Consider the following 26,379-nt stretch of genomic DNA (forward strand, 5'->3'; position numbering starts at 1 on the left):
CCCCGAACGTGGAAGGATCGTCCGGTGATAGGGCATATTTCCGGGAAAAACCATCGCGTGAGAGCGACGTTTGCGCGTCTGGTCGGTGCAGCGTCCAATCAGACTGCAAGGGTGCGGGTGTTGATACCCCCTCTGCCCTGTGTCCAGCCGATAGATGGGTAACACTTTGAACCGGATACATGGGTTACACTTCTCCCCCCTGCATAGCGGTGTCCGCCCCGGCGCCGGCTGGTCGGGGTTGCACGGCGCTGGGGCGGACAAGTCGCCTGGTCTTTCGATCGATAATGCCGAGCGGGTGGGTGTGGAAGCGTAGCGTCCAGGTCCCCTCTTGGTTCTCCTCGATGGCGACGGCCTCGCCGGCCAGCGCGCCGGCGACATAGACGAGGTCGCCATTCCACTTGATCTCGCCATTGGAACGCACCCGCCGCACCGCCGCCGCGGCCGGATAGTCGGGCTCGGGCAGGTGATCGGGCAGGCGCCGCGGCGACGGCCGGTACTGGGTGGCCGGCACCGCCATGGCGAGCGCCTCGTGCGGGCGCTCGTCGTTGTAGCTCTTGCGAAACGCGTCGAAGGCGGCCTGCTGCGCCGCCTGGTCGGCCTCCGGCGTCGCCGCCAGCGGCAGCATCGTCAGGTGGAAGCGTTCGTGGCGGCCGTTCTGCTGCGGTCTGCCCGGGGTGATGCGCTCAAGTCCGATGCCGAGCTTGATGAAGCGCACGGCAAGCGGCGTCAGTCCGGTGACGCCGGTCGCCGCGAAGGGCGAGCCGTTGTCGCTGCGGAAGCGGTCCGGCAGGCCGTGCTCCTTGAACAGCCGCTCGAACACCGGCCAGGCCTCCGCCTCCGACGGCGTTGCGCAGGCTTCAAGTGCCAGCACGTACCGGCTGGCTGCGTCCATCACCGTCAGCGGTTCGCAGCGCCGCCCGTCGCGGGTCCGGAACCAGCCCTTGTAGTCGCCGCTCCACACCGCATTGGGGTGGCTGACGGGCGCCAACGCGCCGGTGCCGGCCGCCCGCCAGCGCCCCCGCCGGCGCCCGACAAGACCATGCCGCTTCAGGATCTCGCCAACCGTCGAGGCCGCCGGCCAGCTCAGCTGCGGTTCGGTGCGCTGCAGCCGCGCCAGCACCTTCTTCGGACCCCACAACGGACGCGCCTCCTTCTCCGCCACGATCCGAGCCACCAGCTCCTCAGGCGTTGCCCGCCCATGCGCCAGCGGTGCCCGCGGCAGATCGAGCAGACCCTGCGGCCCAAGCGCGCGATAGCGGCCCAGCCATTTGTAGCCGGTCTTGCGCGAAATCCCGTAGGCCGCACACAGCGCCGTCATCGTCTCTTCGCCCTCCAGACATTCCCCGACAAACTTCAGCCGCTCGTCCATGATGCCAGTCTCTCTCCAAACCATCGCCGGGACCTCCCGGCGCAAAGAAAACTGTCACCTATGTAAACGGTCCGTTCTGTCACCCATCTATCCGGTTCGGACACCTGCCGGGCATCTCCCCCACAAGGGGGGAGATTGGCCCGGAGCGGCCCCCTGCCCGACAGTGAGCGCGCAAGGGCCGAAGTCGCAAGCTCTTCGCTAAGCACTCAGCGTGATTGGTCGCGCGGGACATCACCGCTCGCCGATCTCCCCCCTTGTGGGGGAGATGCCCGGCGGGGGGTGCAGGCTCGCCAGCCCGAAGACACTATCTCGCCCGCACCGACACCCTCATCGGCAGGCCGCCCCTCGGCTGCGTCGTCAGCCGTTGCACGGGCCAAGGGTGGGTCGCCTCGGTCAGATCGAAGCGGAAACGGTGCATCATCACGCCGAGCGCAATGACCGCCTCCTGCAGGGCGAAGGTCGCGCCGATGCAGACGCGCGGGCCCGCGCCGAAGGGCAGATATTGGAACCGGTTGATCTTCTCTCGGTTTTCGGGGAGGAAGCGCTCCGGCATGAACGCGCGGGGTTTCTGCCAATGGAGCAAATGCCGATGGAGCGTCCAAGGCATGATCAGCACCGTTATGCCTTTTTCGATGCGGACGTATTCGCCTGCCGGCGATGTCCACTCATCTTCCTCGATCGCCGCGCGGTTGATCGACGGCGCGGGCGGATAGAGCCGCAGCGCCTCCTCAAAGGCCGCAAGCACATGTGGCATGCGATCAAGCCATTCGACCGGGTCAGCGCCGCTTGTCACCACCTCGTCGACTTCCCGTTCCATCACCTCGCGATAGGCCGGCGTATTGGCGATGCAGTAAAGCGTCCAGGCGAGCGCCCGCGCCGTCGTTTCATGCCCGGCGCCGATGAAGGTCAGGATATTGTCTTCGATCTCGGACGTCGCAAGACCCTCGGGTCCTTCTAGCTGCAGCAGCAGCGTCAGGAAATCATTCGGAACGCGATCGGGTTCCTCCGCCATGCGCCGCCGACGCTGCGCCATCGTGTCGGAAACGATGGAACGGAAGCGGTTCAGGACCTTCTTGCCGCCGATGCGAGTGAGGCGCGGCACCCACGGCGGCGCAACCAAGAGGTCCATGGGATCGACGCGACCCATCCGGTGCAGCAACTCCTCGACATTGCCCGCAAAGCCCTGCTTTTCGACGGCGATCTCGCCGGAAAAGAGGGTTTCGGCGAGGATCTCAAAGGTAAGCTCGGTCATGTCGACGGCGACATTCGTCACCAACGGCTCTGTACCGGCGCGCTCGTATCGCTGAACGAACTCTTCACAGACGCGGTGCATCTGGCCGGCAAAACCCTTGGCGTGCCGCGGCGTGAAAACGGGCGCCATCGCCTTGCGGCACCGCTTCCAGACATCCCCTTCCGCCGTCAGCAGGCCGTCGCGAAGGATCGGGCGCAGGATCAGCTGCCGCACGCTCGCCATCTCGTAGTTGCCGGCATTCTCCACGAGAACGTGGCGGATGAGGCCAGGATCATTGACGATCAGGGTGCGCTGATTGATGAACTTCGTCTCGATCCAGGGCAGCGTGTAGGAGGGCTCGCCCCAGAGTTCCAGCGGATTGCGAAAGACCGTGCGGATGATTTGCAGCCGCGAGGGGATGCCGACGCGGGGTTCGGGCGCGGGCGGCTCGAAGGGTTCCGGTCGCGTGTCCATGGAGGGCCTTTCTCGATCGTCTACCAATGCAACAATATACGGCGCAATCGAGGAAGATGCTTCACGTGAATCACGATGAACTGAGCGGCGCGGACGAGCGGCGCGCCGCCACGCTTAGAGCAGGCTCTCCAGTTCGGCGAGCTTGTCGTTGACGAGCCAGCCGTAATAATTCTCCTCCGGCCAATGAACTTCGCCGCCCTGATTTTTCGCTGCGAGCGCCGCGGCGCGCTGGTCCGGATTGCCGACATTGTAGAGCGTCGCCGTCAGACCCGGATTGTTGGCGATGTCCATGCCGGCGATCGAGCGATAGGCGTCGATCGAGTGGCGGATCGAGGCTGCCATATAGGCGAGCGAGACGTCCGGATCCATGATCGCCTCGTAGACAGAGGCGGCGTTGTTCTCATCCAGGCGCTCATAGCCCGAAACGCGCGAAACCATGTCCGTCAGCATCAGCGCGGTCAACGGATTGATCTGGCCGAGACCGAATGTCTGGCCGGCGAAAAAAGGCTGGAAGAAGACGGCGCTGAAGCGGTTGTCGGGGAAGGATTGCCCCCCGACCGAACGGCCGCGGAACTCGCTGTCCCACACGCGCTCACGGCAGCTCCACAGCGCATAGGAGCCGTTCTTGCCGGCACAGGCGGCAAATTGCGGACGGGTGACGAACTCGGCGACGCTCTCACCGTCATGGCCGAACTGGAAGCTGTTGCCGGCATAGGCGGCCGCCTTGACATAGTAGGATTGCAGCCGGTCGTAGGCATCGACATTGTAGGTGTGCTCGCCAACGATGGCGCCGATCATGTGGATCGGCGCGATGCCATAGGCACCTGCGACCGATTTGATCTTGCCGACGAGTTGCCGGTCGCTTGCGAGCAGATCACGCACTTTCTCATATTTCGCATCGAAGGAGGTTCGGCCCGCTTTCGTGCGGCGAACCGAAGCGCCCGGTATCTTCGGCTGCTCGACGTGACGGTTTCCCTCCGGAACCATGGTGATTCCCGTCGCTGTTCCCGGGCCGGCAGAGAGGCAAAGCGTGGCGATGACGAGCAAGCAGGCGGTGAGACGCACGATCTGTTCTTCCTATGAAACTCCGGAACCCCGGTCATTCGAGCGCGCGGCCCCTACGGCAAGATCATGTCGGAATAATGCCCGGCCTTCGATCGATTGCCGATGGCTGTAGAAAAAATGAAGGCGCCTGTCGAGGGACGGGCGCCTCACAATTCAGCGAGTGCCGGAATTTGCGTTGCTCCGGCATGCCGGAGGTTACAGAATATAGCGTGACAGGTCCGTGTTGGCGGCGAGATCGCCGACGTGCTTGCGGACATATTCCGCATCGATCATCACCGTCTGACCGCCACGGTCCGGCGCATTGAAGGAAACGTCGTCGAGAACACGCTCCATCACCGTCTGCAGGCGACGTGCGCCGATATTCTCGACATTGGCGTTGAGCTGGACAGCGACCTCGGCGAGTGCGTCGATCGCATCCTCGGTAAAATCGAGCTTCACTTCCTCCGTATCGAGTAGCGCCTTGTACTGGCGGATGAGGCTCGCCTCGGTCTCCGTCAGGATACGGCGGAAATCCTCCTTGGTCAGCGCGCGCAGCTCGACGCGGATCGGCAGGCGACCCTGCAGCTCCGGCAGCAGATCCGACGGCTTGGAGACGTGGAACGCGCCGGAGGCGATGAAGAGGATGTGATCCGTCTTCACCGGCCCGTATTTCGTCGCGACCGTCGTGCCCTCGACCAGCGGCAGCAGGTCTCTCTGGACGCCTTCGCGCGATACGCCGGCACCCATGCCGCCGTCGCGGGCGGCGATCTTGTCGATCTCATCGAGGAAGACGATGCCGTCGTTCTCGGCTGCCGACATGGCTTCGCGCTGGATCTGCTCGTTGTCGAGCAGTTTGTCGGACTCGTCGTTGATCAGAAGTTCATAGGAGGCCTTGACCGTCGTCTTGACCTTCTTGGTCCTGCCGCCAAGCGCCTTGCCGAACATTTCGGAAAGGTTGAGGACGCCGATATTGGCACCCGGCATGCCCGGGATCTCGAAGGCGCCTGGTGCGCCGGTCTCGGCAATGTCGACCTCGATTTCCTTGTCGTCGAGTTCGTTGGCCCTCAGTTTCTTGCGGAAGGAATCGCGCGTCGCGGGCGAGGCGGTCGCGCCGACCAGGGCGTCGAGCACACGCTCTTCGGCGTTCTGATGGGCCTTCGCCTTGACTTCGGCACGCTTCTTCTCCCGCACCAACGTGATCCCGACCTCGACGAGATCGCGAACGATCTGCTCCACGTCACGGCCGACATAGCCGACTTCGGTGAACTTGGTGGCTTCGACCTTGACGAAGGGCGCGCCGGCGAGCTTCGCCAGCCGCCGGGAGATTTCCGTCTTGCCGACGCCGGTCGGGCCGATCATCAGGATATTCTTCGGCATCACCTCGTCGCGCAGATCGTCGTCAAGCTGCTGGCGCCGCCAGCGGTTGCGCAAGGCAATAGCCACGGCGCGTTTCGCGTCCTTCTGGCCGATGATGTAGCGGTCGAGCTCCGAAACGATTTCTCTGGGTGAAAAGTTGGTCATGAATTCCTCTCAAACTCCGTCCGCGTCAGCTCCATCAGGAGTGTCCGGCCGGACTCATCTATCCATTCGCCAAAGGGCACGAAGCCTGCCTTCGAATAGGCCCGGATCGCGCGGCGGTTGCCGGCGTCGGGGTCGATCACGATACGGGCGGCGCCATTTTCGAACAGTCTTTCGGCAAAGGCCTTGAGCGCCAGGGCGGCGATGCCTTTTCCAGTCATTTCGGGCGGGCCCACGAAGATGTCCACCCCGGGCGTGTCGGACGGCAGGTCCTTCGCCCAGGGCTCGTCATATTGCGACGGCGTCCAGGACTGAATGTATCCGGCAGGCTTTCCATCGATATGGAAAATGAAGCCCTCCACTTCGCCGCTCGCGCAGCCATCGCGGATCGATTCCAGCTCCTTGTCCGGGTCGCCCCACCACTGGCGTACATGCGGCTCGGAAAGCCAGCCATGCAGCATCGACAGGTGGCTGTCGGCTACGGACAGGAAACTGACATCGACCCCGTCATTCGGCATCCAGCGTCTCCACCACGAAATTGTGGTTGGTGTAGACGCAGATATCGCCTGCGATTTCGAGCGCGCGCCGAGCGATCTCTTCCGCCGACTTGTCGCTGTCCATCAGCGCACGGGCGGCGGCCAAGGCATAGTTTCCGCCAGAGCCGATCGCGATCGTGCCGTGTTCGGGTTCGAGTACGTCGCCATTGCCAGTGATGGCCAGCGTGATGGATCTGTCGGCAACGAGCATCATCGCCTCGAGATTGCGCAGGTATTTGTTCGTGCGCCAATCCTTGGCAAGCTCGACGGCGGCACGCATGAGCTGGTCAGGATATTGCTCGAGCTTGGCCTCGAGCCGTTCGAGCAGTGTGAAGGCATCCGCCGTCGCACCGGCGAAGCCGGCGATCACGTCGCCCTTCGACAGGCGCCGGACCTTGCGGGCGTTGCTCTTCATGACGGTCTGGCCGAGACTGACCTGACCGTCGCCCGCCATCACCACCTTGCCATCCTTGCGCACCGTGATGATGGTGGTCGCATGCATCGTTCCATAGGGATTGTGTTCACTCATGAAGATACCTATCGGCCCTCGGGCGTTGCGGCTCCACTGCACGACTGCCCAAATCGGAATAATTCAAGGGCAAGATCATGCAGCGACTCTAGAGTGCTACAGCGCCCTTTGCGCGTCCAGCTGGACGCATGTCGCTGCAGGCGAGCCTGGTTGCTTGACGCCTATGTAAGTGCACGCCGCGCGAATGCAATTGGTGCTGCGGACTCCCGGCGATCTTCCTTTCCGTTGTCCGCGAACGGTCGAATTTCCGTGACAGTTCTGGATATTTCGCGCCTCCCCTGATATGGAGCGGCTCTGGAACGGTAAGGGAAAAAGTGTGACGCGATTTTCCTCCCGCATCCAGCTCTGCATGTTTCCTTAAATCGTAGCCGATTTGAGGATAAAAACATGCAGCAATTCAAAGTGCTACAGCGTCCTTTGCGCGTCTGGTTAAGACGCGCGGCGCTGTAGTTTTGGTGTCGGTCCTGCTGATTTTGGGTCGTTTCCGTGCGAAATCATCCGGATCGAGCGCGTACAGGAGAGCCTGATGGCAGAAAGCATGCCCAGCCGCAGCGGCCAAGTTTCCAGAAAGACAAATGAAACCGCCGTATCGGTCTCCGTCAACATCGATGGAACGGGGACGTCGAAGATTGCCACCGGCATCGGCTTCTTCGACCATATGCTGGACCAGCTTTCGCGCCATTCACTGATCGACATGGAGATTAAGGCGGACGGTGACCTGCACATCGACGACCATCACACGGTCGAGGACACCGGCATTGCACTCGGCCAGGCGCTCGCCAAGGCGCTCGGCGATCGCCGCGGCATCACGCGCTATGCCTCGATCGACCTTGCCATGGACGAAACGATGACGCGCGCCGCCGTCGATGTCTCCGGCCGGCCCTTCCTCGTCTGGAACGTGACTTTCACCTCGCCAAAGATCGGCAGCTTCGACACGGAGCTGGTGCGTGAATTCTTCCAGGCGCTGGCCCAACATGCTGGCATCACCCTGCATATTCAGAACATCTACGGCGCTAACAACCATCATATCGCCGAGACCTGTTTCAAGTCCGTCGCCCGCGTGCTTCGCACCGCAACCGAAATCGATCCGCGCCAGGCTGGACGCGTGCCCTCGACCAAGGGAACGCTCGCCTGAGCCGGCCAATACCCCGGCTGAGACCCATGGCTTCTTATCTGATCATGACACCGCCCGGCGCACCGGCCGACGACGAAAGGGCGCGGTTCATCGCGGACGGCTTTTCCTGGACCGCCTTCTTCTTTCCCGCGCTCTGGCTGATGAGCAAGCGCGCATGGCTTCTTGGAATCTTAGTTGCCGTTCTGCAAATTCTGTTAATTTTCTTGTCCGCCGTTCCCGGGGCTTTTGCCGCCTCGCTTTTCATGCAACTCGCGCTCAGCCTGCTGGTTTCGCTCGAAGGCCCGCTTGTGGTCGCGCGAAATCTCAAGAAACGGGACTGGACGCTTCGCTCCATCGTCCCGGCGCGCGACCTGGAAACGGCGGAAGAGATCTACTTTTCCAACATACCGGCAACGGCGGATCGCAGGACGGCAACTCCGTTGCCGTCAATCGAGAGGTCGACGACGAAACAGGCCGATAGCAGCGCCGGCCTTGGCCTCTTTCAACCCTATGGAGAACGTTGATGCGGGTCGCCATCATTGACTACGGGTCGGGCAATCTGCGCTCGGCCACGAAAGCCTTCGAACGGGCGGCGCGGGAAGCCGGCATCGCTGCCGAGATCGACCTGACCGACAAGCCGGAACGGGTGGCGTCCGCCGACCGCGTCGTCCTACCGGGCGTCGGCGCCTATGCCGATTGCCGCCGCGGCCTCGCCGCAGTTGCCGGAATGGAAGATGCCCTGAAACAGGCCGTAGAAAGGGACGGACGTCCCTTTCTCGGGATCTGCGTCGGCATGCAGCTCATGTCGTCCCGCGGGCTCGAAAAGACGATCACAAAGGGCTTCGGCTGGATCCCCGGCGATGTCGTCGAGATGACACCGGCCGATCCGTCGCTGAAGATTCCTCAGATCGGCTGGAACACGCTCAGGCTCAACCGGCCGCACGCCCTCTTTACGGGAATCCCGACCGGCGAAAACGGTCTGCACGCCTATTTCGTGCACTCCTACCACCTCGCCGCCGAGAACCCCGAGGACGTGATCGCGGAAGCAGACTACGGCGGGCCGGTGACGGCGTTCGTCGCGCGCAACAACAAGGCCGGCTCGCAGTTCCACCCGGAAAAGAGCCAGACGCTCGGCCTCGCCCTCATTTCGAATTTCCTGCGTTGGAAGCCTTGAGGCTGCCGGCAATTTCTTGATCGGATCAACACATGATTCTCTTCCCCGCGATCGACCTCAAGGACGGACAATGCGTTCGCCTGAAGCTCGGCGACATGGAACAGGCAACCGTCTACAATCCCGATCCGGCCGCCCAGGCGCGCGCCTTCGAGGAACAGGGCTTCGAATGGCTGCATGTCGTCGACTTGAACGGCGCTTTTGCCGGTGAGACGGTAAACGGGGCGGCGGTCGACGCCATCCTCAAGGCGACCCGGAATCCCGTGCAGCTTGGCGGCGGCATCCGCACGCTGGCGCATATCGAGAACTGGCTTTCGCGCGGCCTTGCGCGCGTCATTCTCGGCACCGTGGCCGTGCGCGATCCTGATCTCGTCATCGAAGCCTGCCGCAAATTCCCCGGCAGGGTCGCCGTCGGCATCGACGCCAAGGGCGGCAAGGTGGCGGTCGAGGGCTGGGCCGAGGCCTCCGAGCTCGGCGTCATCGAACTTGCGAAGAAATTCGAGGGGGCGGGCGTTGCGGCGATCATCTATACGGATATCGACCGCGACGGCATTCTGACCGGCATCAACTGGGCATCGACGCTGGAGCTTGCCGAAGCGGTGTCGATCCCGGTGATTGCGTCGGGCGGCCTCGCCTCGATGGACGACATTCGCCGCATGACCCAGCCGGATGCGCAAAAACTCGAGGGCGCGATCTCCGGTCGCGCGCTCTACGACGGCCGCATCGACCCGCAGGAAGCGTTGGCATTGATCCGCGCAGCGAGAAAGGGGTGACCCGATGACCTTGAAAGCCCGCGTAATCCCCTGCCTCGACGTCAAGGATGGACGCGTCGTCAAGGGCGTCAATTTCGTCGACCTCATTGATGCCGGCGATCCGGTGGAGGCCGCGCGCGCCTATGACGCGGCCGGTGCCGACGAACTCTGTTTCCTCGACATCACCGCGTCCTCGGACAACCGTGAGACAATCTTCGACGTCGTCGCCCGCACGGCCGAACAATGCTTCATGCCGCTCACCGTCGGCGGCGGCGTGCGGCATGTGTCCGATATTCGCAAGCTGTTGCTCGCCGGCGCCGACAAGGTGTCGATCAACACCGCGGCAGTGAAGAATCCGGATTTCGTCGCGGAAGCCGCCGACAAGTTCGGTAACCAATGCATCGTCGTCGCGATCGACGCCAAGAAAGTGTCGGCCGAGGGCGAGGCGAAGCGCTGGGAGATCTTTACCCATGGCGGACGCGAGCGAACCGGCATCGACGCGGTCGAATTCGCCCGGAAGGTCGTCGATCTCGGCGCCGGCGAAATACTGCTGACGTCCATGGACCGCGACGGCACGAAAAGCGGCTATGACATTGCCCTGACGCGAGCGATCGCCGATGCGGTGCGGGCGCCCGTCATCGCGTCGGGCGGCGTCGGGACGCTCGACCACATGGTGGAAGGTGTGCGCGACGGCCATGCGACCGCGGTGCTCGCCGCGTCGATCTTCCATTTCGGCACTTACAGCATCGGCGAGGCGAAGCGCTACATGGCCGAGCACGGCATCGCGATGCGGCTCGACTGACGCTTACTGTATGTTTCCTTAAAGCGTTTTCGATTTAAGGATAAAAACATGCAGCGATTCTAAAGTGCTACAGCGACCTTGATCCGTCTGAAAAGACGCACGGCGCTGTAGAGCGGGACGAGGAAAAGTGTACGCGGTTTTCCGCCGTATCCCGCTCTAACTTAGTAGAATCGATCACGTTTCATGATTTTAGGTCGACCCGACCTAAAATCGTCGTGACCTAAAGGATTTCAGCATGACCGGATTCAATCTTTCCGATCTCGAAAACATCGTGGCCGTGCGCGCAAAGGCAGCGCCGGAAGAGTCCTGGACCGCCAAGCTCGTCGCAGCCGGCCAGCGCAAGGCGGCCAAGAAGCTCGGCGAGGAGGCAGTCGAAACCGTCATCGCGGCGATCAGCGAGGACCGCAAGAATCTCGTCGATGAGAGTGCCGACCTCCTCTATCATCTTATGGTCGTATTGAACATCGCAGCCGTCCCGTTGCAGGATGTGATGGACGAACTTGCCAGGCGGACCAGCCAGTCCGGCCTGGAGGAGAAGGCAAACCGGAAAACTCCATGACTATCGCAGCGAAAGACATCGACGCCGCCGCGGATCTTCCGGGCAACCTGCAGGGCGGAGACTATTCGCCCTATCACGTGTTCTCGGCCGCGGAATGGTCGCGCTTTCGCGCCGACACGCCTTTGACGCTAACGGCCGATGAGGTGCAGCGCCTGCGCTCGCTCAACGACCCTGTCGATCTCCGCGAGGTGCGCCGGATCTACCTGTCGCTGTCGCGGCTGCTTTCCGCGCATGTCGAGGCGTCGCAGATCCTGTTCCAGCAGCGCAAGCGGTTCCTCAGCATGTCGGATGAAACGAAGACGCCCTTCGTCATCGGCATCGCCGGTTCGGTCGCCGTCGGCAAGTCCACGACGGCGCGCATTCTCGCCGAACTCTTGGCGCGCTGGCCCTCGAGCCCGAAGGTCGACCTGATCACCACCGACGGCTTTCTCTACCCGAACGCGATCCTGCAGCGGGAAAACATGATGGATCGCAAGGGTTTTCCGGAGAGCTACGATATCGGCGCGCTCTTGCGCTTTCTCTCGGCGATCAAGGCGGGCCAGCCGAACGTCAAGGCGCCGACCTATTCGCACCTGACCTATGACGTCATCCCGGACCGGTTCCAGACTATCGACCGGCCGGACATCCTGATCTTCGAGGGAATCAATGTATTGCAGTCGCGCAATCTGCCGGCCGACGGCAAGATCGTGCCGATGGTATCGGATTTCTTCGATTTCTCGATCTATATCGATGCCGAGGAAAATCTCATTCACAACTGGTACGTGAGCCGCTTCATGCGGCTGCGCGAAACGGCCTTCAAGGACCCGCAGTCCTTCTTCCATCGCTACGCGACGATCAGCGAGGATGCGGCACGCGCCATCGCCGAGGGCCTCTGGCACAACATCAACCTGAAAAACCTGCACCAGAACATCCTGCCGACGCGGCCGCGCGCCGATCTGATCCTGCAGAAGGGCCAGAACCACCTGACGCAGACGGTGGCACTCAGGAAGCTTTGAAGCGAGGCACGGCGCTCGCGTACGTCCGCGCCCCTATCCCTCATCCGGTCCCTAAGGATTGACCCGACGCAAGGTGAGATTCAGGCGGCCGCCGTTCTTCAGAAGCGTCGAGGTGTTCGGATAGATGCGGTCGACGCCGTGGAATGCCAGCCTGCCTTCGCCGCCAAGCACGACGACGTCGCCGCTCGCAAGCTTGAACGAGATCGTCTGTCCGCCGCGCTCCCGGCCACCGACACGAAAGAGGCAACTGTCTCCGAGCGATATCGAAACGACAGCCGTCTCCAGATCACGCTCGTCCCTGTCCTGATGCAGACCCATGCGCGCGTCTGCGGAATAGAAGTTGACGAGGCAGGCCTCCGGCTCCTTGTCGCTCGCCGAAACCGCATGCCAGATGTCGTTGAGCGCCGCCGGCATTGCTGGCCAGGGCTTGCCCGTCACCGGATGCTCCGCCTGATAGCGATAGCCCCCTTCCCGATCGGTAACCCAGCCGAGAGGACCGCAATTGGTCATGCGCACCGACATCGGCTTGCCGGTCTTCGGCATTTCAGGCACGAAGAGAGGCGCCTCCGCTACGACCAGACGGATAGCCTCGACCAGCTCCTGCTGACGGGAGCGGTCGAGGAATCCCGGAATGTGTCTTATTCCTTTCGGCAGCACCTGCATCGCGTCTGTCCCTGCGGCATCGATCGGACGGGCCTCAGTTCGTCAAACCCGAAGTCCCACTGCATGTTTCCTCAAATCGTAGTCGATTTGAGGATAGAAACATGCAGAATTCAAAGTGTTACAGCGTCATTTACGCGTCTGCTAAGACGCGCGGCGCTGTAGCTCTATAGTTGCCGCGGGACTCGGTCGCCACCCGAAAAATGCCGCCGCTCAGCCGGCGTCCAGATCCGGAATGCGCAGGACCTGCCCCGGATATATCTTGTCGGGGTCTTTCAGCATGGGCTTGTTCGCTTCGAAGATCAGCGTGTGTTTGGCGCCCTTGCCCTTGCCGTACTGTGCCTCGGCAATCTTCCAGAGATTGTCACCCTTCTTCACCGTGTAGAAGACGGGCGCCTTGGCCGGTGCGGGCGCGGCTCCAGCGTCTGCGACCTTGAGATCGGACGCTTCAACCGCCGAAACACCGAGCGTGTTGCCGACGGCCACGACGGCCTTTTCGAATGTCGACTGATCCTTGACGACGCCCTTGAGGACAACCTTGTCGTCCACGACTTCGACCTGAACGTCCTTGGTGCCGAGGTCATGCGAGGCGAGTTCCTTCTGGACACTGTCGGCATCCGGTGGCGTGTCGTCGCCGCCGATCCCAAGCTTCTTGCCAGCGTTCTTGATAAAGCTGAACAACCCCATGGTTGCCTCCTCTTTCGCAGATGCCCCTCGATAAAAGAGGGCGGAACCGGCGAAAGTTCAAGGGAGCGGGCCGAAAGATTCGCCTGACACAAAGATCAGTGTGACCCCTCGCATCCCTCGCAGTCCGACGGTCCCTTACTCACCGCCCGGCCGACCGCGAAGCTTCTTGACTTCGGCACGACCAGATTTCTCCTTCAGCCGCCGCTCGATCGAACTGCGGGTCGGCTTGGTTTTCTTGCGCGGCGGCGGTGGTGGCTCGGCCGCCTTCAGAATCAGTTCCTTAAGCCGCTCGCGGGCATCCTCGCGATTGCGCTCCTGGCTGCGAAAACGACTGGCCTCGATCATCAACACGCCGTCTTTGGAGGCACGGCGGCCTGCAAGCCTCAATGCATTCGCCTTGACCCGTTCCGGCAGTGACGGCGAGGCCTGAATGTCGAAGAAGAGCTGGACAGCCGTCGACACCTTGTTGACGTTCTGTCCGCCCGGTCCGCCAGCCAGCACGAACTGCTCCGTCAATTCCCAGCCGGCAATGACGATGGCGTCGTTGATGTAAAGCGGCTCGCTGGCCATGTTTGTTCCGTTTCAATCGCGCTGATGCAGCGGGCAAGCGGCTGCCCCTTCTTCCTCTCTAACTCATCAGAATCGATCCCGTTCATGATTTTCGATCGAATCGATCCGAAAATCACCGTGGTCCAGAGCAATGCCAGGAAGAGTGTGTAACGGTTTTCCGCCCGGAATTGCGTACACAAAAATAGCTACAGCGAAGCATTTGAAAACAATCGGGATAAAACGCGAAAACCCGGCCCAAACGGGCCGGGTTTCACGTGAATCAGAGCCGGTGAACTTTATTCGGCCGCGACCATCGCTCCCGGAGCCGCGTCGCGCACGCTGCCGTCGACATGGCTTTCGAACTTGGCGAAGTTGGAGATGAACATGTCGACCAGGCGGCGCGCCTGCGCGTCATAGGCAACGCCGTCCGCCCATGTCGACCGCGGGTCGAGAATGCGGTCGTCCACGCCCGGTACCGAAACCGGCACGGCAAAGCCGAAGTTTGCATCGGTGCGGAACGACGCGTCGTTGAGCGAGCCGTCGAGGGCTGCCGACAGCAGCGCACGCGTCACCTTGATCGGCATGCGGTTTCCGGTGCCGTAGGCGCCGCCGGTCCAGCCGGTGTTGACCAGCCAGCAGGTGACGCCGTTCTTGGCAATCAGGTCCTTCAGCAGATTGCCGTATACGGACGGATGGCGCGGCATGAACGGAGCGCCGAAGCAGGTCGAGAAGGTCGCCTCCGGTTCGGTCACGCCCTTTTCCGTTCCGGCCACCTTCGCGGTATAGCCGGACAGGAAGTGATACATCGCCTGTTCCGGTGTCAGCCTGGCGATCGGCGGCATGACGCCAAAGGCATCCGCCGTCAGCATGATGACGGTGCGCGGCTGCGGCGCCGTTCCGGTTTCGCTGGCGTTCGGAATAAATTCCAGTGGATAGGCGATACGGGTGTTTTCCGTCAAAGAGCCATCGTCGAAGTCGGGCACGCGACGTTTATCGAGCACGACGTTCTCCATAACGGTGCCGAAGCGCCGGGTGGTGGCGTAGATCTCCGGCTCGGCGGAGGCCGAAAGCTTGATCGCCTTGGCATAGCAGCCGCCCTCGAAATTGAAGACGCCGTGCTCGCCCCATCCGTGCTCGTCGTCACCGATGAGCGTGCGGGCGGGGTCGGCCGAAAGCGTGGTCTTGCCAGTGCCGGACAGGCCGAAGAAGATGGCAGTGTCTCCCGCGGGACCGACATTGGCCGAGCAATGCATCGGCATGACGTCCTTTTTCGGCAGGAGATAGTTGAGCACCGTGAAGACCGACTTCTTCATTTCGCCGGCATAGGAGGTGCCGCCGATCAGGACGAGCCCGTTCGTCAGGTCGCAGGCGATCACCGTCTCGCTGCGGCAACCGTGGCGCGCCGGATCCGCCCTGAAGCTCGGCAGGTCGATGATCGTCAGCTTCGGCTCGAAGCTTGCAAGCGCTTCGCGCGGCGGACGGATCAGGAGATTGCGGATGAACAACGAGTGCCAGGCGAACTCGGTGACGACGCGCGCCGGCAGAGCATGCGCCGGATCGGCGCCGCCGATGAGATCCTGCACGTAAAGCGACTTGCCCTTGGCATGAGCAAGCATGTCCTGGCGCAGGCGCTCGAAGTTTTCGGGCGAGATCGCGTTGTTGTTGTCCCACCAGATCTGGTCAGCGGTCACCGCGTCGCGGACGACGAACTTGTCCTTGGGGGAGCGGCCCGTGTGCTGCCCGGTCCGTGCACAGAGCGCGCCGTGCGCCGTCAATTGGGCCTCGCCGCGGCGAAGGGCGTCCTCGTAAAGCTCCGCTGCCTCGAAGTTGTAGCGGACGAAAGCCAAGTCCGAAAAGCCGATTGTTTCCAGTCCGTTCGAGGGATTGCGGGTGCCGAGTTGCTCCATGGTCAAGCTTCCTTTGTCGTTGGCCATTGGTGGGGGATTTCGTCGGAACATACCGACAAGGCTGATCGAAGACAAGACATCGACTCCTAAAACAATAATGATATCAGTATATTAATCGATTTAAAGAAAAATGTGCATTTTTTAATCGGTTGAATTATGCTTCAACAAGACACATTTGTCGGCCAGTCCCGAGACGATTGGCAGGCGGCGCTTTTATGCTTCGCCACAATTTGTTCCACCTTTATACTCAAGTAACGCCGGTGACTCGCGATTGCCGCGATTCCTGCAGCGGGTCTGGCCAACGGACCAAAATAAAGACGGAGTTGAATACGATGCAGACCATCGCGCTTGTCGATGACGACCGCAATATCCTGACATCCGTGTCCATCGCGCTGGAAGCCGAGGGCTACAAGGTCGAAACTTACACCGACGGTGCATCGGCACTCGAAGGCCTGCTGGCGCGTCCGCCGCAGCTCGCGATCTTCGACATCAAGATGCCGCGCATGGACGGCATGGAGCTGTTGCGCCGCCTGCGGCAGAAATCCGACCTGCCGGTGATTTTCCTGACGTCCAAGGACGAGGAAATCGACGAGCTCTTCGGTCTCAAGATGGGTGCCGACGATTTCATCACCAAGCCCTTCTCGCAACGCCTGCTGGTCGAGCGCGTCAAGGCGATCCTGCGCCGTGCCCCGAACCGCGACCTCGCCGCGGTCGGCGCCATCGGCACGGCGAAGGCTTCCGACGCACCGTCCCGTTCGCTGGAGCGCGGCCAGCTCGTGATGGACCAGGAGCGCCACACCTGCACCTGGAAGAACGAATCGGTCACGCTGACGGTCACCGAGTTCCTCATCCTGCACTCGCTGGCGCAGCGTCCGGGCGTGGTGAAGAGCCGTGACGCATTGATGGATGCCGCCTATGATGAGCAGGTCTATGTGGATGACCGCACGATCGACAGCCACATCAAGCGGCTGCGCAAGAAGTTCAAGATGGTCGACAACGACTTCGACATGATCGAAACGCTCTACGGCGTCGGCTACCGATTTCGCGAGTCGGCCTGACGGCTGCTGCGCACTTACCATCGCGGCGGTTGTGGATCATGCGGAAATGGCGTAACCGCAACGCGGGAGTGGCAGCCCGCGTCGGAGAGGCCGCGTCCACGGGACACAAGCCGCGCCGGCGGATGAGCCGAGACTAGGCAGATGCCCGGGATCAGGCAGATGCAATATGCCGGCGCACTGCATGTTCCTTAAATCGTAACAGATTTAAGGACAAAAACATGCAGCATTCAAAGTGCTACAGCGTCCTTTTGCGCGTCTGATTAGACGCGCGGCGCTGTTGGAAGAGAAGGCGACGAAATTTTCGTCGTGGGAGCGGGAGACTTGGTAGAAGTCTTGCAGGGCGATATCGAGGATATCGAAGGGCGGGCATCGGCGCGCAGCCAGCGCCGATGGGCGCATCCCTTCACCCTGATCCGCCGCCTGTTCGGCAATGCCGTCTTTTCGAGCCTCACCCGCCGCATCGTCTTCTTCAACTTGGTCGCGCTCGTGGTGCTCGTCGGCGGCATCATGTATTTGAACCAGTTCCGCGAGGGCCTGATCGACGCACGGGTGGAAAGCCTGCTCACCCAGGGCGAGATCATCGCCGGAGCCATTTCCGCCTCCGCCTCGGTCGATACCAACTCGATTACCATCGATCCGGAAAAACTGCTCGAACTCCAGGCCGGTGAAAGCATCACACCGCTGCCGAATGACGAAGACCTCGAATTCCCGATCATCCAGGAGCGTGTAGCGCCTGTCCTGAGACGTCTGATTTCACCAACGCGGACGCGTGCTCGCCTCTTCGACGCCGATGCCGATCTCCTGCTCGACTCCCGACACCTCTATAGCGGCGGCCAAGTGCTGCGCTTCGACCTTCCGCCGGTCGACCCGGAGACGACCGGCATCGCCGACAAGCTCAGCATGTGGCTCAACCGGCTGCTGCAGCCGGGCGACCTGCCGCTCTACAAGGAGCCGCCGGGCGGCAACGGCTCGATCTACCCGGAGGTCATGAATGCGCTGACCGGTGTGCGCGGGGCCGTCGTGCGGGTGACGGAGAAGGGCGAACTGATCGTTTCGGTCGCGGTGCCCGTGCAGCGTTTCCGCGCCGTGCTTGGCGTGCTCCTGCTTTCGACGCAGGCGGGCGACATCGACAAGATCGTCCACGCAGAGCGCCTTGCCATCATCCGCGTCTTCGGGGTCGCCGCCCTCGTCAACGTCATTCTGTCGCTGCTCTTGTCGTCGACGATCGCCAATCCGCTGAGAAGGTTGTCGGCGGCCGCGATCCGTGTGCGCCGCGGCGGCGCGAAGGAACGGGAGGAAATTCCGGATTTCTCCTCGCGCCAGGACGAAATCGGCAACCTCTCCGTGGCGCTCCGGGAAATGACGACGGCGCTCTATGACCGCATCGCGGCGATCGAAAATTTTGCCGCCGATGTCAGCCATGAGCTCAAGAACCCGCTTACGTCGCTGCGCAGCGCCGTCGAGACGCTGCCGCTCGCACGCAACGAGGACTCGAAGAAGCGGCTGCTCGACGTCATCCAGCATGACGTGCGCCGCCTCGACCGCTTGATCAGCGATATCTCGGACGCCTCACGACTCGATGCTGAACTGGCGCGCAGCGACGCCAAGAAAATCGACCTGGAGAAGCTGCTCGGCGATCTCATCGATATTTCCCGACAGATACGCAGCAAGAAGAAGCCGGTGCTCCTCGACTTCGTCATCGACCGCAAGGACAATCCGCGCGCAAGCTTTGTCGTCAACGGCTACGAGTTGCGCATCGGCCAGATCGTCACGAACCTCATCGAGAACGCCCGCTCCTTCGTTCCCGAGCAGAATGGCCGCATCATCATCCGCCTGACCCGGTCGCGGTCCCGCTGCCTCGTCTATGTTGAAGACAACGGGCCAGGCATCCAGGCCGAAGACATCGATCGCATTTTCGAACGCTTCTATACCGACCGGCCGGAGGGAGAGGACTTCGGCCAGAATTCCGGCCTCGGCCTTTCGATTTCGCGCCAGATCGCCGAAGCACATGGCGGCACGCTGAAGGCGGAAAACATCGTCGGACAGGGCGGGCACGTGACCGGCGCCCGCTTCATCCTCTCGCTGCCCGCCGAGCCGAGCCAGTGACCGCGCCGGTCTGCAATATCCACGCAACGGCGATCGTTCTCGGCACGACCGGATTTCTGATTACCGGCCCGTCCGGCTCGGGCAAGTCGGCCCTGGCGCTTTCCTGTATTTCCGAGGCGCGGCGCCGCGGACGTTTCGCGGTGCTCGTCGCAGATGACCGGGTCGACCTCAGCCTTGAGAACGACCGGATCATCGCCCGGTGCCCGCCTTCCATTCGTGGCCTGATCGAGATCCGTGGCAGCGGTATCGTCGCCGTCGAAACGGTTTCCGCCTGTGTTCTCGACTGGGCGATCATGCCGGTCCGGTCTTCCCGCGACCTGCGTCTGCCGCCCGAGAACGAAGAGCTGCAGCTAGAAATTGGGCGAAGTCTGCCGCTGCTGCGCGTTCCCGTTGAAAACACCGTTTCGCCGCTCGATGCACTGCACGCGCTGCTACCCAAAAATCTAGCACTTTAGCCTTATCCGAGGGCACAAGGGCTGCTTTTTCGGCATTTTTGGCTTGCACTTCGCCTTTTCCTTGCCAAGATGGCCGCCCCAACAGGTGGACGAAATTGCTGCATTGCGATATCTGACCATCAACGAGTTGCTATGCAGTTGGAGCAAAGATACCCATGATCGGACTTGTGCTTGTCACCCATGGCAAGCTGGCGGAAGAGTTTCGGCATGCGTTGGAGCATGTGGTCGGTCCGCAAAAAGCTATCGAGACCGTCTCCATCGGGCCCGAGGACGACATGGACCAGCGGCGTCAGGATATCCTCGATGCGGTTGCGGGCGCGGACGAGGGCAATGGCGTCATCATCCTGACGGACATGTTCGGCGGGACGCCTTCCAACCTTGCCATCTCGGTGATGCGCAGCGGCAGCGTCGAGGTGATCGCGGGTGTCAATCTGCCGATGCTGATCAAGCTTGCCGGCGTTCGTGGCGAAAGCGACATGGACAAGGCGCTCGTCGAGGCCTCCGAGGCAGGGCGCAAATACATCAATGTCGCCAGCCGCGTGCTGAGTGGAAAATGATGGACCATCGCCCGGACATGTCGTTGACTCGGGAGTTGCTGATCATCAACAAACGCGGCCTGCACGCGCGCGCTTCGGCGAAATTCGTCCAGACCGTCGAAGCCTATGATGCCGAGATCACCGTCTCCAAGGACGGCATGACAGTCGGCGGCACGTCGATCATGGGCCTGATGATGCTTGCCGCCAGCACCGGCTGTACCGTTTTCGTGACAGCCAGCGGCGTCCAGGCGGAAGAGGCGCTCAACGCCCTCGACGCCTTGGTGCGCGACAAGTTCGGCGAGGAAATTTGACGCGGCTCGTTTCCGGATCAAACCGAAGGCCGTCTCCTGTGTTTCGCGCGATATAAACATATAAAGACTTCTTTATATCGTGGTTGCCCTACCCGTTGATTCCTGATAGACCGTGCCCACTCTCCCCGTGATCCTGCGCGGGAGGCATTGTCATGCCGCCAGAAGGCCAAGGGGCCGGCGCGGCCGAAAAGATCAGCCCTGGAGAACTCCATGACCGCAACTCAGGACTATATTGTCGCCGATATCGGCCTCGCCGACTTCGGCCGCAAGGAAATTGCCATCGCCGAAACGGAAATGCCGGGCCTGATGGCCTGCCGCGAGGAATTCGGCGCATCGAAGCCGCTGAAGGGCGCGCGCATCACCGGCTCGCTGCACATGACCATCCAGACGGCCGTGTTGATCGAGACACTGGTTGCGCTCGGCGCCGAGGTTCGCTGGGCGTCGTGCAACATCTTCTCCACCCAGGACCACGCGGCTGCCGCCATCGCGGCAAGCGGCGTTCCGGTCTTTGCCGTCAAGGGCGAAACGCTTGAGGAATACTGGACCTACACCGACAAGATCTTCCAGTGGGCCGACGGCGGCTTCTCGAACATGATTCTCGATGATGGCGGCGACGCCACCATGTACATCCTGCTCGGCGCGCGCGCCGAGGCGGGCGAGAACGTGCTTTCGAACCCGGGTTCGGAAGAGGAGGAAATCCTCTTTGCCCAGATCAAGAAGCGCCTCGCCGCAAGCCCCGGCTGGTTCACCAAGCAGCGCGACGCCATCAAGGGCGTTACCGAAGAAACGACCACCGGTGTCAACCGCCTCTATCAGCTCCAGGCCAAGGGCCTGCTTCCCTTCCCGGCGATCAACGTCAACGACAGCGTCACGAAGTCGAAGTTCGACAACAAGTACGGCTGCAAGGAATCGCTCGTCGACGGCATCCGTCGCGGCACCGACGTGATGATGGCAGGCAAAGTCGCCGTCGTTTGCGGCTATGGCGACGTCGGCAAGGGTTCGGCTGCCTCGCTGAAGGGCGCAGGTGCACGCGTGAAGGTCACCGAAGTCGATCCGATCTGCGCGCTGCAGGCCGCAATGGACGGCTACGAAGTGGTTCAGCTCGAGGACGTCGTTTCGACCGCCGACATCTTCATCACGACGACCGGCAACAAGGATGTCATCCGCATGGACCACATGCGCGAGATGAAGGATATGGCGATTGTCGGCAACATCGGCCACTTCGATAACGAAATCCAGGTCTCGGCGCTGCGCAACCTGAAATGGACCAACATCAAGCCGCAGGTCGACATGATCGAGTTCCCGAAGGGCAACCGCATGATCCTGCTTTCGGAAGGCCGTCTGCTCAATCTCGGCAACGCCACCGGCCACCCGTCCTTCGTGATGTCGGCCTCCTTCTCCAACCAGGTGCTGGCGCAGATCGAGCTCTTCAGCAAGGGCGAGAACTACAAGAACGAGGTCTACGTGCTGCCGAAGCAGCTCGACGAGAAGGTCGCCCGCCTGCATCTCGCAAAGCTCGGCGCCAAGCTGACCGAGCTTTCGGAAGAACAGGCCGCCTACATCGGTGTGAAGCCGCAGGGTCCGTTCAAGGCCGAACACTACCGGTACTAATCGTTAGCCGGACAATCCACAAGATGTTGTGGCCGCGATCTTGACAAGAGATCGCGGCCTCTTTTTTGAGCCGCGCACTTTCCGGCGATTCGTCAAACAAGTATGCTTAAGTCATTGATTCGTGACGCTACTGCATGTTCCCCTAAACCGTAGCCGGTTTAAGGAAGAAAACATGCAGCAACTCAAAATGCTACAGCGTCCTATGCGCGTCCGAATAAGGCGCGCGGCGCTGTAGTGCGGACGTTCGAGCGGCGCGGATGGGGATGTCTTGTCGGACATGCGGCAAACAGACGGAGACAGACCGGGGATGCAATCGGAACTGACGCGAGCCCCTTCCAGGGGTTTCGGTGCATGGCGGCGCAAGGTCGGCGGCAATTTCCGGACAAACGGGGACAGCGGCGCCATGAGAACGGAACGATCGACGCTTTTCGGCGGGGACCTTAGGGCACCCACCACACTGATGCGGCGGCTGCTCGCCACCACCGTGTTCTTCGCGGCGACCGACGCAGCGGCGCAGGCATCGACGCCGGTGGCCAAGGCCATTTTCGGCTCCTCCGAGGTCGTCACTTTTTCCGTCCTGATCGGCGTAATTTCCGCCGCCATGATTTCCGCCATCTGGCTCATCCGCCAACGCGGCAATATCGAGGCCGAGAACCGCGAACTGAGATCCGGTCTTTCCGATGCAAACCAGCGGATTTCCCGTTTCCAGGCCCTCATCGCCGACAAGAACCGACGCATCGTTATCTGGGATGGTCTGGCCGAACGTCCCGAGTTCCTCGGACAGCTTCCCGTCGAAACCGGCGCTCCGCAGGACGACCGCACATTTCTCGCCTTCGGACGCTGGCTCAAGGCGCCGTCCGCCAGCCAGCTCGAAAAGGCGATCGAGACATTGCGCGCGCAGGCGCAAAGCTTCGATCTCGTGCTCGAGACACAGCGCAACGAGGTCCTGGAAGCCCAGGGCCGCGTTTCCGGCGGACGGGCATTCGTGCGCTTCATCGCGCTCAACAATCTCAGGGCCGAACTTGCCGAGTTGAAACTGGAACGCGATCGTCTGGACGCATCGCTTTCGACCTTCCGCACGCTGCTCGATGCGATCGACCTGCCTGTCTGGCAACGCACCGCGGACGGCAAGCTGGAATGGGTCAACGAAGCTTATGCCGAGGCGGTCGAGACGCAGAGCGCGAGCCTCGCCGTCGCCGAAGGGCGCGAATTGCTTTCGACTGTAGCGCGCGAAAAAATCCGCGCCGTTTCAACCCTTGAAACGCCCTTCAGCGACAAAGTCTCGACGGTGGTGAAAGGCAATCGCACCTTCTTCGATGTCGTCGACGCCCGCAGCCCGGCCGGCTCCGCCGGCATCGCCATCGACATCTCCGGCATCGAGGCCGTGCGCGAAGAGCTTGCTCGGACCTTGAAAAGCCATGCCGAAACGCTGGACCATCTGGCCACGCCCGTGGCGATCTTCGACGGCAACCAGCGCCTGCAGTTCTACAATCAGGCGTTCCAGCGACTCTGGAACCTCGACATGGGCTTCCTCGAGCGCAAGCCCGACAATGGCGAGGTGCTCGACCGGTTGCGGGCCGGCGGGAAGCTGCCCGAGCAGCTCAACTGGAAACAATGGAAGGCCAATGCGCTGTCCGTCTATCAGGCGCTCGACACGCAATCCGACCTCTGGCACCTGCCGAACGGCCAGACGCTTCGCGTCTTCGCCACCGCGCGGCCGCAGGGCGGCGCTACCTGGGTCTTCGAGAACCTGACCGAGAAGGTCGACCTCGAGACCCGTTACAACACGCTCGTCCAGGTCCAGGGCGAAACGATCGACCATCTTGCCGAAGGCGTCGCGGTGTTCGGCCCAGATGGCCGCATGCGGCTTTCCAACCCGGCATTCCGCGCGATCTGGGGCATCAGCGAGGCGGAGGCCAAGCCCGGCACGCACATTCGCGCCATCGAGCAGGCCTGCCTCCCCTCCTACGACCAGCCGGATGGCTGGAAGCGGTTTGCCCATATCATCACCAGTTTCGACGACGAGCGACCCTCGAGCCGCGGCATTCTGGAATTGCGGACCGGCCTGATCCTCGATTATGCCGTGATCCCGCTTCCGAACGCCCAGACGATGCTGACTTTCGTCAACATCACCGACAGCGTCAGGGTCGAACGCGCCCTGACCGAGAAGAACGAGGCACTGCGCAAGGCCGACGCGCTGAAAAACGATTTCGTTCATCACGTCTCCTATGAATTGCGCTCGCCGCTCACGAACATCATCGGCTTCGCCGATCTCCTGAAGACGCCCGCATTCGGCGAGCTCAACGAGCGCCAGGCGGAATATGTCGACCATATCGCGACGTCCTCGTCGCTGTTGCTGACAATCGTCAACGATATCCTCGACCTGGCCACCGTCGACGCCGGCATTATCGAGCTTGACATGTCCGAGGTGAACCTCGCCGATTTCCTCGACGACGTCGCGCATCAGATGGCCGACAGGCTTGTCGAAAGCGGTGTGACCTTGCGGCTGGATGCACCCGACAACCTTGGCCGCATGGTCGCGGACCAGCAGCGGTTGAAGCAGATTTTCATAAAGCTTCTCACCAACGCCGCCAATTTCGCACCCGATGGCAGCACCATCGATCTCAAGTGCCGGCGTGAAGGCAGCGATTTCGTCTTCTCCGTCAGCGATTCCGGCCCCGGCATTCCGCAGGATGTCCTGAACACAGTCTTCAACCGCTTCGAAAGCTATGGCCAGCACGGCGGCGCCGGCCTCGGACTGTCGATCGTCGAGAGCTTCGTCAGCCTGCATCACGGCACCGTTTCGATCCGCAGCAAGGAGGGCGAAGGCACCGAGGTCGCCTGCCGCATTCCGTCGTCCGAAATGCCGAAGATCATCGCGGCCGAATAATGAAGCATCTGCAACGGTTCCTGAAGGACGAGGCAGCCACCATCGGGCTGGGCGAAGACCTGGCGCTGGCGCTGAAGGCCGGCGATTGCGTCGCCTTGTCAGGCGATCTCGGCGCGGGAAAATCGACCTTCGCGCGCGCGCTGCTCCGCGCCATCGCCGACGACGAGACGCTCGAAGTGCCGAGCCCCACCTTCACGCTCGTGCAAAACTACGACCTGCGCATCCCCGTCGCCCATTTTGATCTCTATCGTCTCGCCGACGCTTCGGAACTCGACGAACTCGGCTTCGACGAGGCCCTTTCCGAGGGGATCTGCCTCGTCGAATGGCCGGAAAAGGCGGAGGAGGCGCTCCCTTCCGAACGCATCACGCTCACCTTCACGCACGAAGGCGAAGGGCGCCGGCTTGCCATTTCCGCGCCCGATGCTTCGTTCGAGCGGATCTCCCGCTCGCTGGCGATCCGCAGTTTCCTCTCTCAAAACGGTCTTGCGGCCGCGCGTCGCCGCCATTTGAGCGGTGACGCTTCGGTGAGGGCCTACGAGCGAATCCGCGGCAATGCTGATCCGGCGAAGGTTCTGATGGATGCGCCAAGGCACAAGCCCGGACCCATACTCCAGGACGGAAAATACTACCAGCAGCTTGCGCATCTTGCCGAGGACGTCGTTCCGTTCGTCGCGATCTCCGAACTGCTGCGCGGGCGCGGCTTCGCCGCACCGGCGATCTATGCCCGCGATCTCGACAAGGGCATCCTGCTGATCGAGGATCTGGGCTCCGAGGGTATTGTCGACGCGGCCGGAAAGCCGATCGCCGAGCGCTATCTAGAAAGCGTGCGCCTGCTCGCCCGCCTTCACGGCGAACCGCCGACACGCGAGATTGCCATTGGAGACGGCCTCGTCCATCGCATTCCCGATTTCGACCGCACGGCGATCAAGATCGAGACGAGCCTGTTGATCGACTGGTACCTGCCATGGAAGCGCGGCGAAGCGGCCTCCGACAGCGAGCGTAAAGAGTACTTCGCCATCTGGGATCAACTCATCGACGTTCTCGCATCGGCCGAGAAGAACCTGCTGCTGCGCGATTTCCACTCGCCGAATATTCTTTGGCGCCCGGACCGTGAAGGGCTCGACCGCATCGGCATCATCGATTTTCAGGACGCAATGATCGGTCCGACCGCCTATGATGTCGCGTCGCTCACGCAGGATGCGCGCGTTACCATAGACCAGGATCTGGCCGACCGGCTGGTGGGCGCCTATCTGGCCGAACGCAAGGCCTCCGGCCCCTTCGACGAGGCAAACTTTCTTCGCGACTGGCACCTGATGTCGGCGCAGCGCAACTGCAAGCTCGCCGGCATCTGGGTGCGGCTGATGCAGCGCGACGGCAAACCCGGCTACATGAAGCACATGCCGCGCACCTTCGGCTATCTAAGCCGTGCGCTCGGCCATGAGGTGCTGACACCCTTGCGCAATTGGTGCATTAAGGCTGGAATCCTGGCTAGCGAATCAGCCAACTGACAGGAAA

Annotated in this window: 25 protein-coding genes; 15 read left to right on the plus strand and 10 right to left on the minus strand. The window is 62.0% G+C overall.

What is annotated here, in order from left to right:
- Window positions 1-184 precede the first annotated feature (184 nt).
- The 6 genes from PZN02_RS05940 to hslV all read right to left on the minus strand — a co-directional run bounded on the left by PZN02_RS05940 (window position 185) and on the right by hslV (window position 6,701).
- On the minus strand, window positions 185-1,393 hold the full coding sequence (locus PZN02_RS05940) for a helix-turn-helix domain-containing protein (RefSeq protein WP_280658725.1): 1,209 nt from the start codon (window positions 1,391-1,393) through the stop codon (window positions 185-187).
- Between the two features lie 280 nt (window positions 1,394-1,673).
- A complete protein-coding gene (locus tag PZN02_RS05945; RefSeq protein WP_280660672.1) occupies window positions 1,674-3,074 on the minus strand; it encodes a cytochrome P450 in 1,401 nt (466 codons plus the stop codon).
- 114 nt (window positions 3,075-3,188) lie between these two features.
- Window positions 3,189-4,139, minus strand: a complete 951-nt coding sequence (locus tag PZN02_RS05950; protein ID WP_280660673.1) for a DUF1402 family protein — start codon at window positions 4,137-4,139, stop codon at window positions 3,189-3,191.
- A gap of 195 nt (window positions 4,140-4,334) precedes the next feature.
- The gene (gene hslU, locus PZN02_RS05955) at window positions 4,335-5,639 is read right to left on the minus strand and encodes an ATP-dependent protease ATPase subunit HslU (protein ID WP_280660674.1); all 1,305 of its coding nucleotides are present in this window, start codon (window positions 5,637-5,639) and stop codon (window positions 4,335-4,337) included.
- Window positions 5,636-6,154, minus strand: a complete 519-nt coding sequence (locus tag PZN02_RS05960) for a GNAT family N-acetyltransferase (RefSeq protein ID WP_280660675.1) — start codon at window positions 6,152-6,154, stop codon at window positions 5,636-5,638. The genes hslU and PZN02_RS05960 overlap by 4 nt, the downstream gene beginning before the upstream one ends.
- Window positions 6,144-6,701 carry an ATP-dependent protease subunit HslV gene (gene hslV / locus PZN02_RS05965; protein ID WP_280660676.1) on the minus strand — a complete coding sequence of 186 codons (558 nt, stop codon included), beginning with the start codon at window positions 6,699-6,701 and terminating at the stop codon, window positions 6,144-6,146. Before hslV ends, PZN02_RS05960 begins: the two co-directional genes overlap by 11 nt.
- A gap of 526 nt (window positions 6,702-7,227) precedes the next feature.
- Here hslV and hisB point away from each other — a divergent pair.
- From hisB to coaA, 7 genes are all read left to right on the plus strand, one after another.
- A complete protein-coding gene (gene hisB / locus PZN02_RS05970) occupies window positions 7,228-7,836 on the plus strand; it encodes an imidazoleglycerol-phosphate dehydratase HisB (protein WP_280660677.1) in 609 nt (202 codons plus the stop codon).
- A gap of 26 nt (window positions 7,837-7,862) precedes the next feature.
- Window positions 7,863-8,339, plus strand: coding sequence for a DUF2628 domain-containing protein (locus tag PZN02_RS05975; protein ID WP_280660678.1), 477 nt, complete (start codon window positions 7,863-7,865; stop codon window positions 8,337-8,339).
- Window positions 8,339-8,989, plus strand: coding sequence for an imidazole glycerol phosphate synthase subunit HisH (gene hisH, locus PZN02_RS05980; RefSeq protein ID WP_280660679.1), 651 nt, complete (start codon window positions 8,339-8,341; stop codon window positions 8,987-8,989). The genes PZN02_RS05975 and hisH overlap by 1 nt, the downstream gene beginning before the upstream one ends.
- Window positions 8,990-9,021: 32 nt before the next feature.
- On the plus strand, window positions 9,022-9,759 hold the full coding sequence (gene hisA, locus PZN02_RS05985) for a 1-(5-phosphoribosyl)-5-[(5-phosphoribosylamino)methylideneamino]imidazole-4-carboxamide isomerase (RefSeq protein ID WP_280660680.1): 738 nt from the start codon (window positions 9,022-9,024) through the stop codon (window positions 9,757-9,759).
- 4 nt (window positions 9,760-9,763) lie between these two features.
- Window positions 9,764-10,540: an imidazole glycerol phosphate synthase subunit HisF gene (gene hisF / locus PZN02_RS05990; RefSeq protein ID WP_280660681.1), complete on the plus strand. Its 777-nt coding sequence runs from the start codon at window positions 9,764-9,766 to the stop codon at window positions 10,538-10,540.
- 235 nt (window positions 10,541-10,775) lie between these two features.
- On the plus strand, window positions 10,776-11,099 hold the full coding sequence (locus PZN02_RS05995; protein WP_280660682.1) for a phosphoribosyl-ATP diphosphatase: 324 nt from the start codon (window positions 10,776-10,778) through the stop codon (window positions 11,097-11,099).
- A complete protein-coding gene (gene coaA, locus PZN02_RS06000; protein WP_280660683.1) occupies window positions 11,096-12,094 on the plus strand; it encodes a type I pantothenate kinase in 999 nt (332 codons plus the stop codon). The genes PZN02_RS05995 and coaA overlap by 4 nt, the downstream gene beginning before the upstream one ends.
- 51 nt (window positions 12,095-12,145) lie before the next feature.
- Here the strand turns inward: coaA and PZN02_RS06005 are convergent, their stop codons facing one another.
- The 4 genes from PZN02_RS06005 to PZN02_RS06020 form a co-directional block, all read right to left on the minus strand.
- The gene (locus PZN02_RS06005) at window positions 12,146-12,757 is read right to left on the minus strand and encodes an alpha-ketoglutarate-dependent dioxygenase AlkB (RefSeq protein ID WP_280660684.1); all 612 of its coding nucleotides are present in this window, start codon (window positions 12,755-12,757) and stop codon (window positions 12,146-12,148) included.
- A gap of 210 nt (window positions 12,758-12,967) precedes the next feature.
- Window positions 12,968-13,441 (minus strand): peptidoglycan-binding protein LysM, encoded by a 474-nt coding sequence (lysM, locus tag PZN02_RS06010; RefSeq protein ID WP_280660685.1) that lies wholly within the window; start codon window positions 13,439-13,441, stop codon window positions 12,968-12,970.
- 135 nt (window positions 13,442-13,576) lie between these two features.
- On the minus strand, window positions 13,577-14,011 hold the full coding sequence (gene arfB / locus PZN02_RS06015) for an alternative ribosome rescue aminoacyl-tRNA hydrolase ArfB (protein WP_280660687.1): 435 nt from the start codon (window positions 14,009-14,011) through the stop codon (window positions 13,577-13,579).
- 275 nt (window positions 14,012-14,286) lie between these two features.
- Complete coding sequence (locus PZN02_RS06020; protein WP_280660688.1) at window positions 14,287-15,897, minus strand: phosphoenolpyruvate carboxykinase; 1,611 nt, start codon at window positions 15,895-15,897, stop codon at window positions 14,287-14,289.
- Window positions 15,898-16,229: 332 nt separating this feature from the next.
- Here PZN02_RS06020 and chvI point away from each other — a divergent pair, with 332 nt between their 5' ends.
- The 8 genes from chvI to tsaE all read left to right on the plus strand — a co-directional run bounded on the left by chvI (window position 16,230) and on the right by tsaE (window position 26,372).
- Window positions 16,230-16,955, plus strand: a complete 726-nt coding sequence (chvI, locus tag PZN02_RS06025) for a two-component system response regulator ChvI (protein ID WP_280660689.1) — start codon at window positions 16,230-16,232, stop codon at window positions 16,953-16,955.
- 321 nt (window positions 16,956-17,276) lie between these two features.
- The gene (locus PZN02_RS06030; RefSeq protein WP_280660690.1) at window positions 17,277-19,061 is read left to right on the plus strand and encodes a sensor histidine kinase; all 1,785 of its coding nucleotides are present in this window, start codon (window positions 17,277-17,279) and stop codon (window positions 19,059-19,061) included.
- The gene (locus PZN02_RS06035) at window positions 19,058-19,516 is read left to right on the plus strand and encodes an HPr kinase/phosphorylase (protein ID WP_280660691.1); all 459 of its coding nucleotides are present in this window, start codon (window positions 19,058-19,060) and stop codon (window positions 19,514-19,516) included. The genes PZN02_RS06030 and PZN02_RS06035 overlap by 4 nt, the downstream gene beginning before the upstream one ends.
- Window positions 19,517-19,671: 155 nt before the next feature.
- Window positions 19,672-20,073, plus strand: a complete 402-nt coding sequence (locus tag PZN02_RS06040; protein WP_280660692.1) for a PTS sugar transporter subunit IIA — start codon at window positions 19,672-19,674, stop codon at window positions 20,071-20,073.
- Window positions 20,070-20,363 (plus strand): HPr family phosphocarrier protein, encoded by a 294-nt coding sequence (locus tag PZN02_RS06045; protein WP_167528290.1) that lies wholly within the window; start codon window positions 20,070-20,072, stop codon window positions 20,361-20,363. The genes PZN02_RS06040 and PZN02_RS06045 overlap by 4 nt, the downstream gene beginning before the upstream one ends.
- 210 nt (window positions 20,364-20,573) lie before the next feature.
- Window positions 20,574-21,974 (plus strand): adenosylhomocysteinase, encoded by a 1,401-nt coding sequence (gene ahcY, locus PZN02_RS06050; protein WP_280660693.1) that lies wholly within the window; start codon window positions 20,574-20,576, stop codon window positions 21,972-21,974.
- A gap of 403 nt (window positions 21,975-22,377) precedes the next feature.
- Window positions 22,378-24,864: a PAS domain-containing sensor histidine kinase gene (locus PZN02_RS06055; RefSeq protein WP_280660694.1), complete on the plus strand. Its 2,487-nt coding sequence runs from the start codon at window positions 22,378-22,380 to the stop codon at window positions 24,862-24,864.
- Window positions 24,864-26,372, plus strand: coding sequence for a tRNA (adenosine(37)-N6)-threonylcarbamoyltransferase complex ATPase subunit type 1 TsaE (gene tsaE, locus PZN02_RS06060; RefSeq protein WP_280660695.1), 1,509 nt, complete (start codon window positions 24,864-24,866; stop codon window positions 26,370-26,372). Before PZN02_RS06055 ends, tsaE begins: the two co-directional genes overlap by 1 nt.
- Window positions 26,373-26,379 lie beyond the last annotated feature (7 nt).

This window comes from Sinorhizobium garamanticum, assembly GCF_029892065.1.
GTDB lineage: Bacteria > Pseudomonadota > Alphaproteobacteria > Rhizobiales > Rhizobiaceae > Sinorhizobium > Sinorhizobium garamanticum.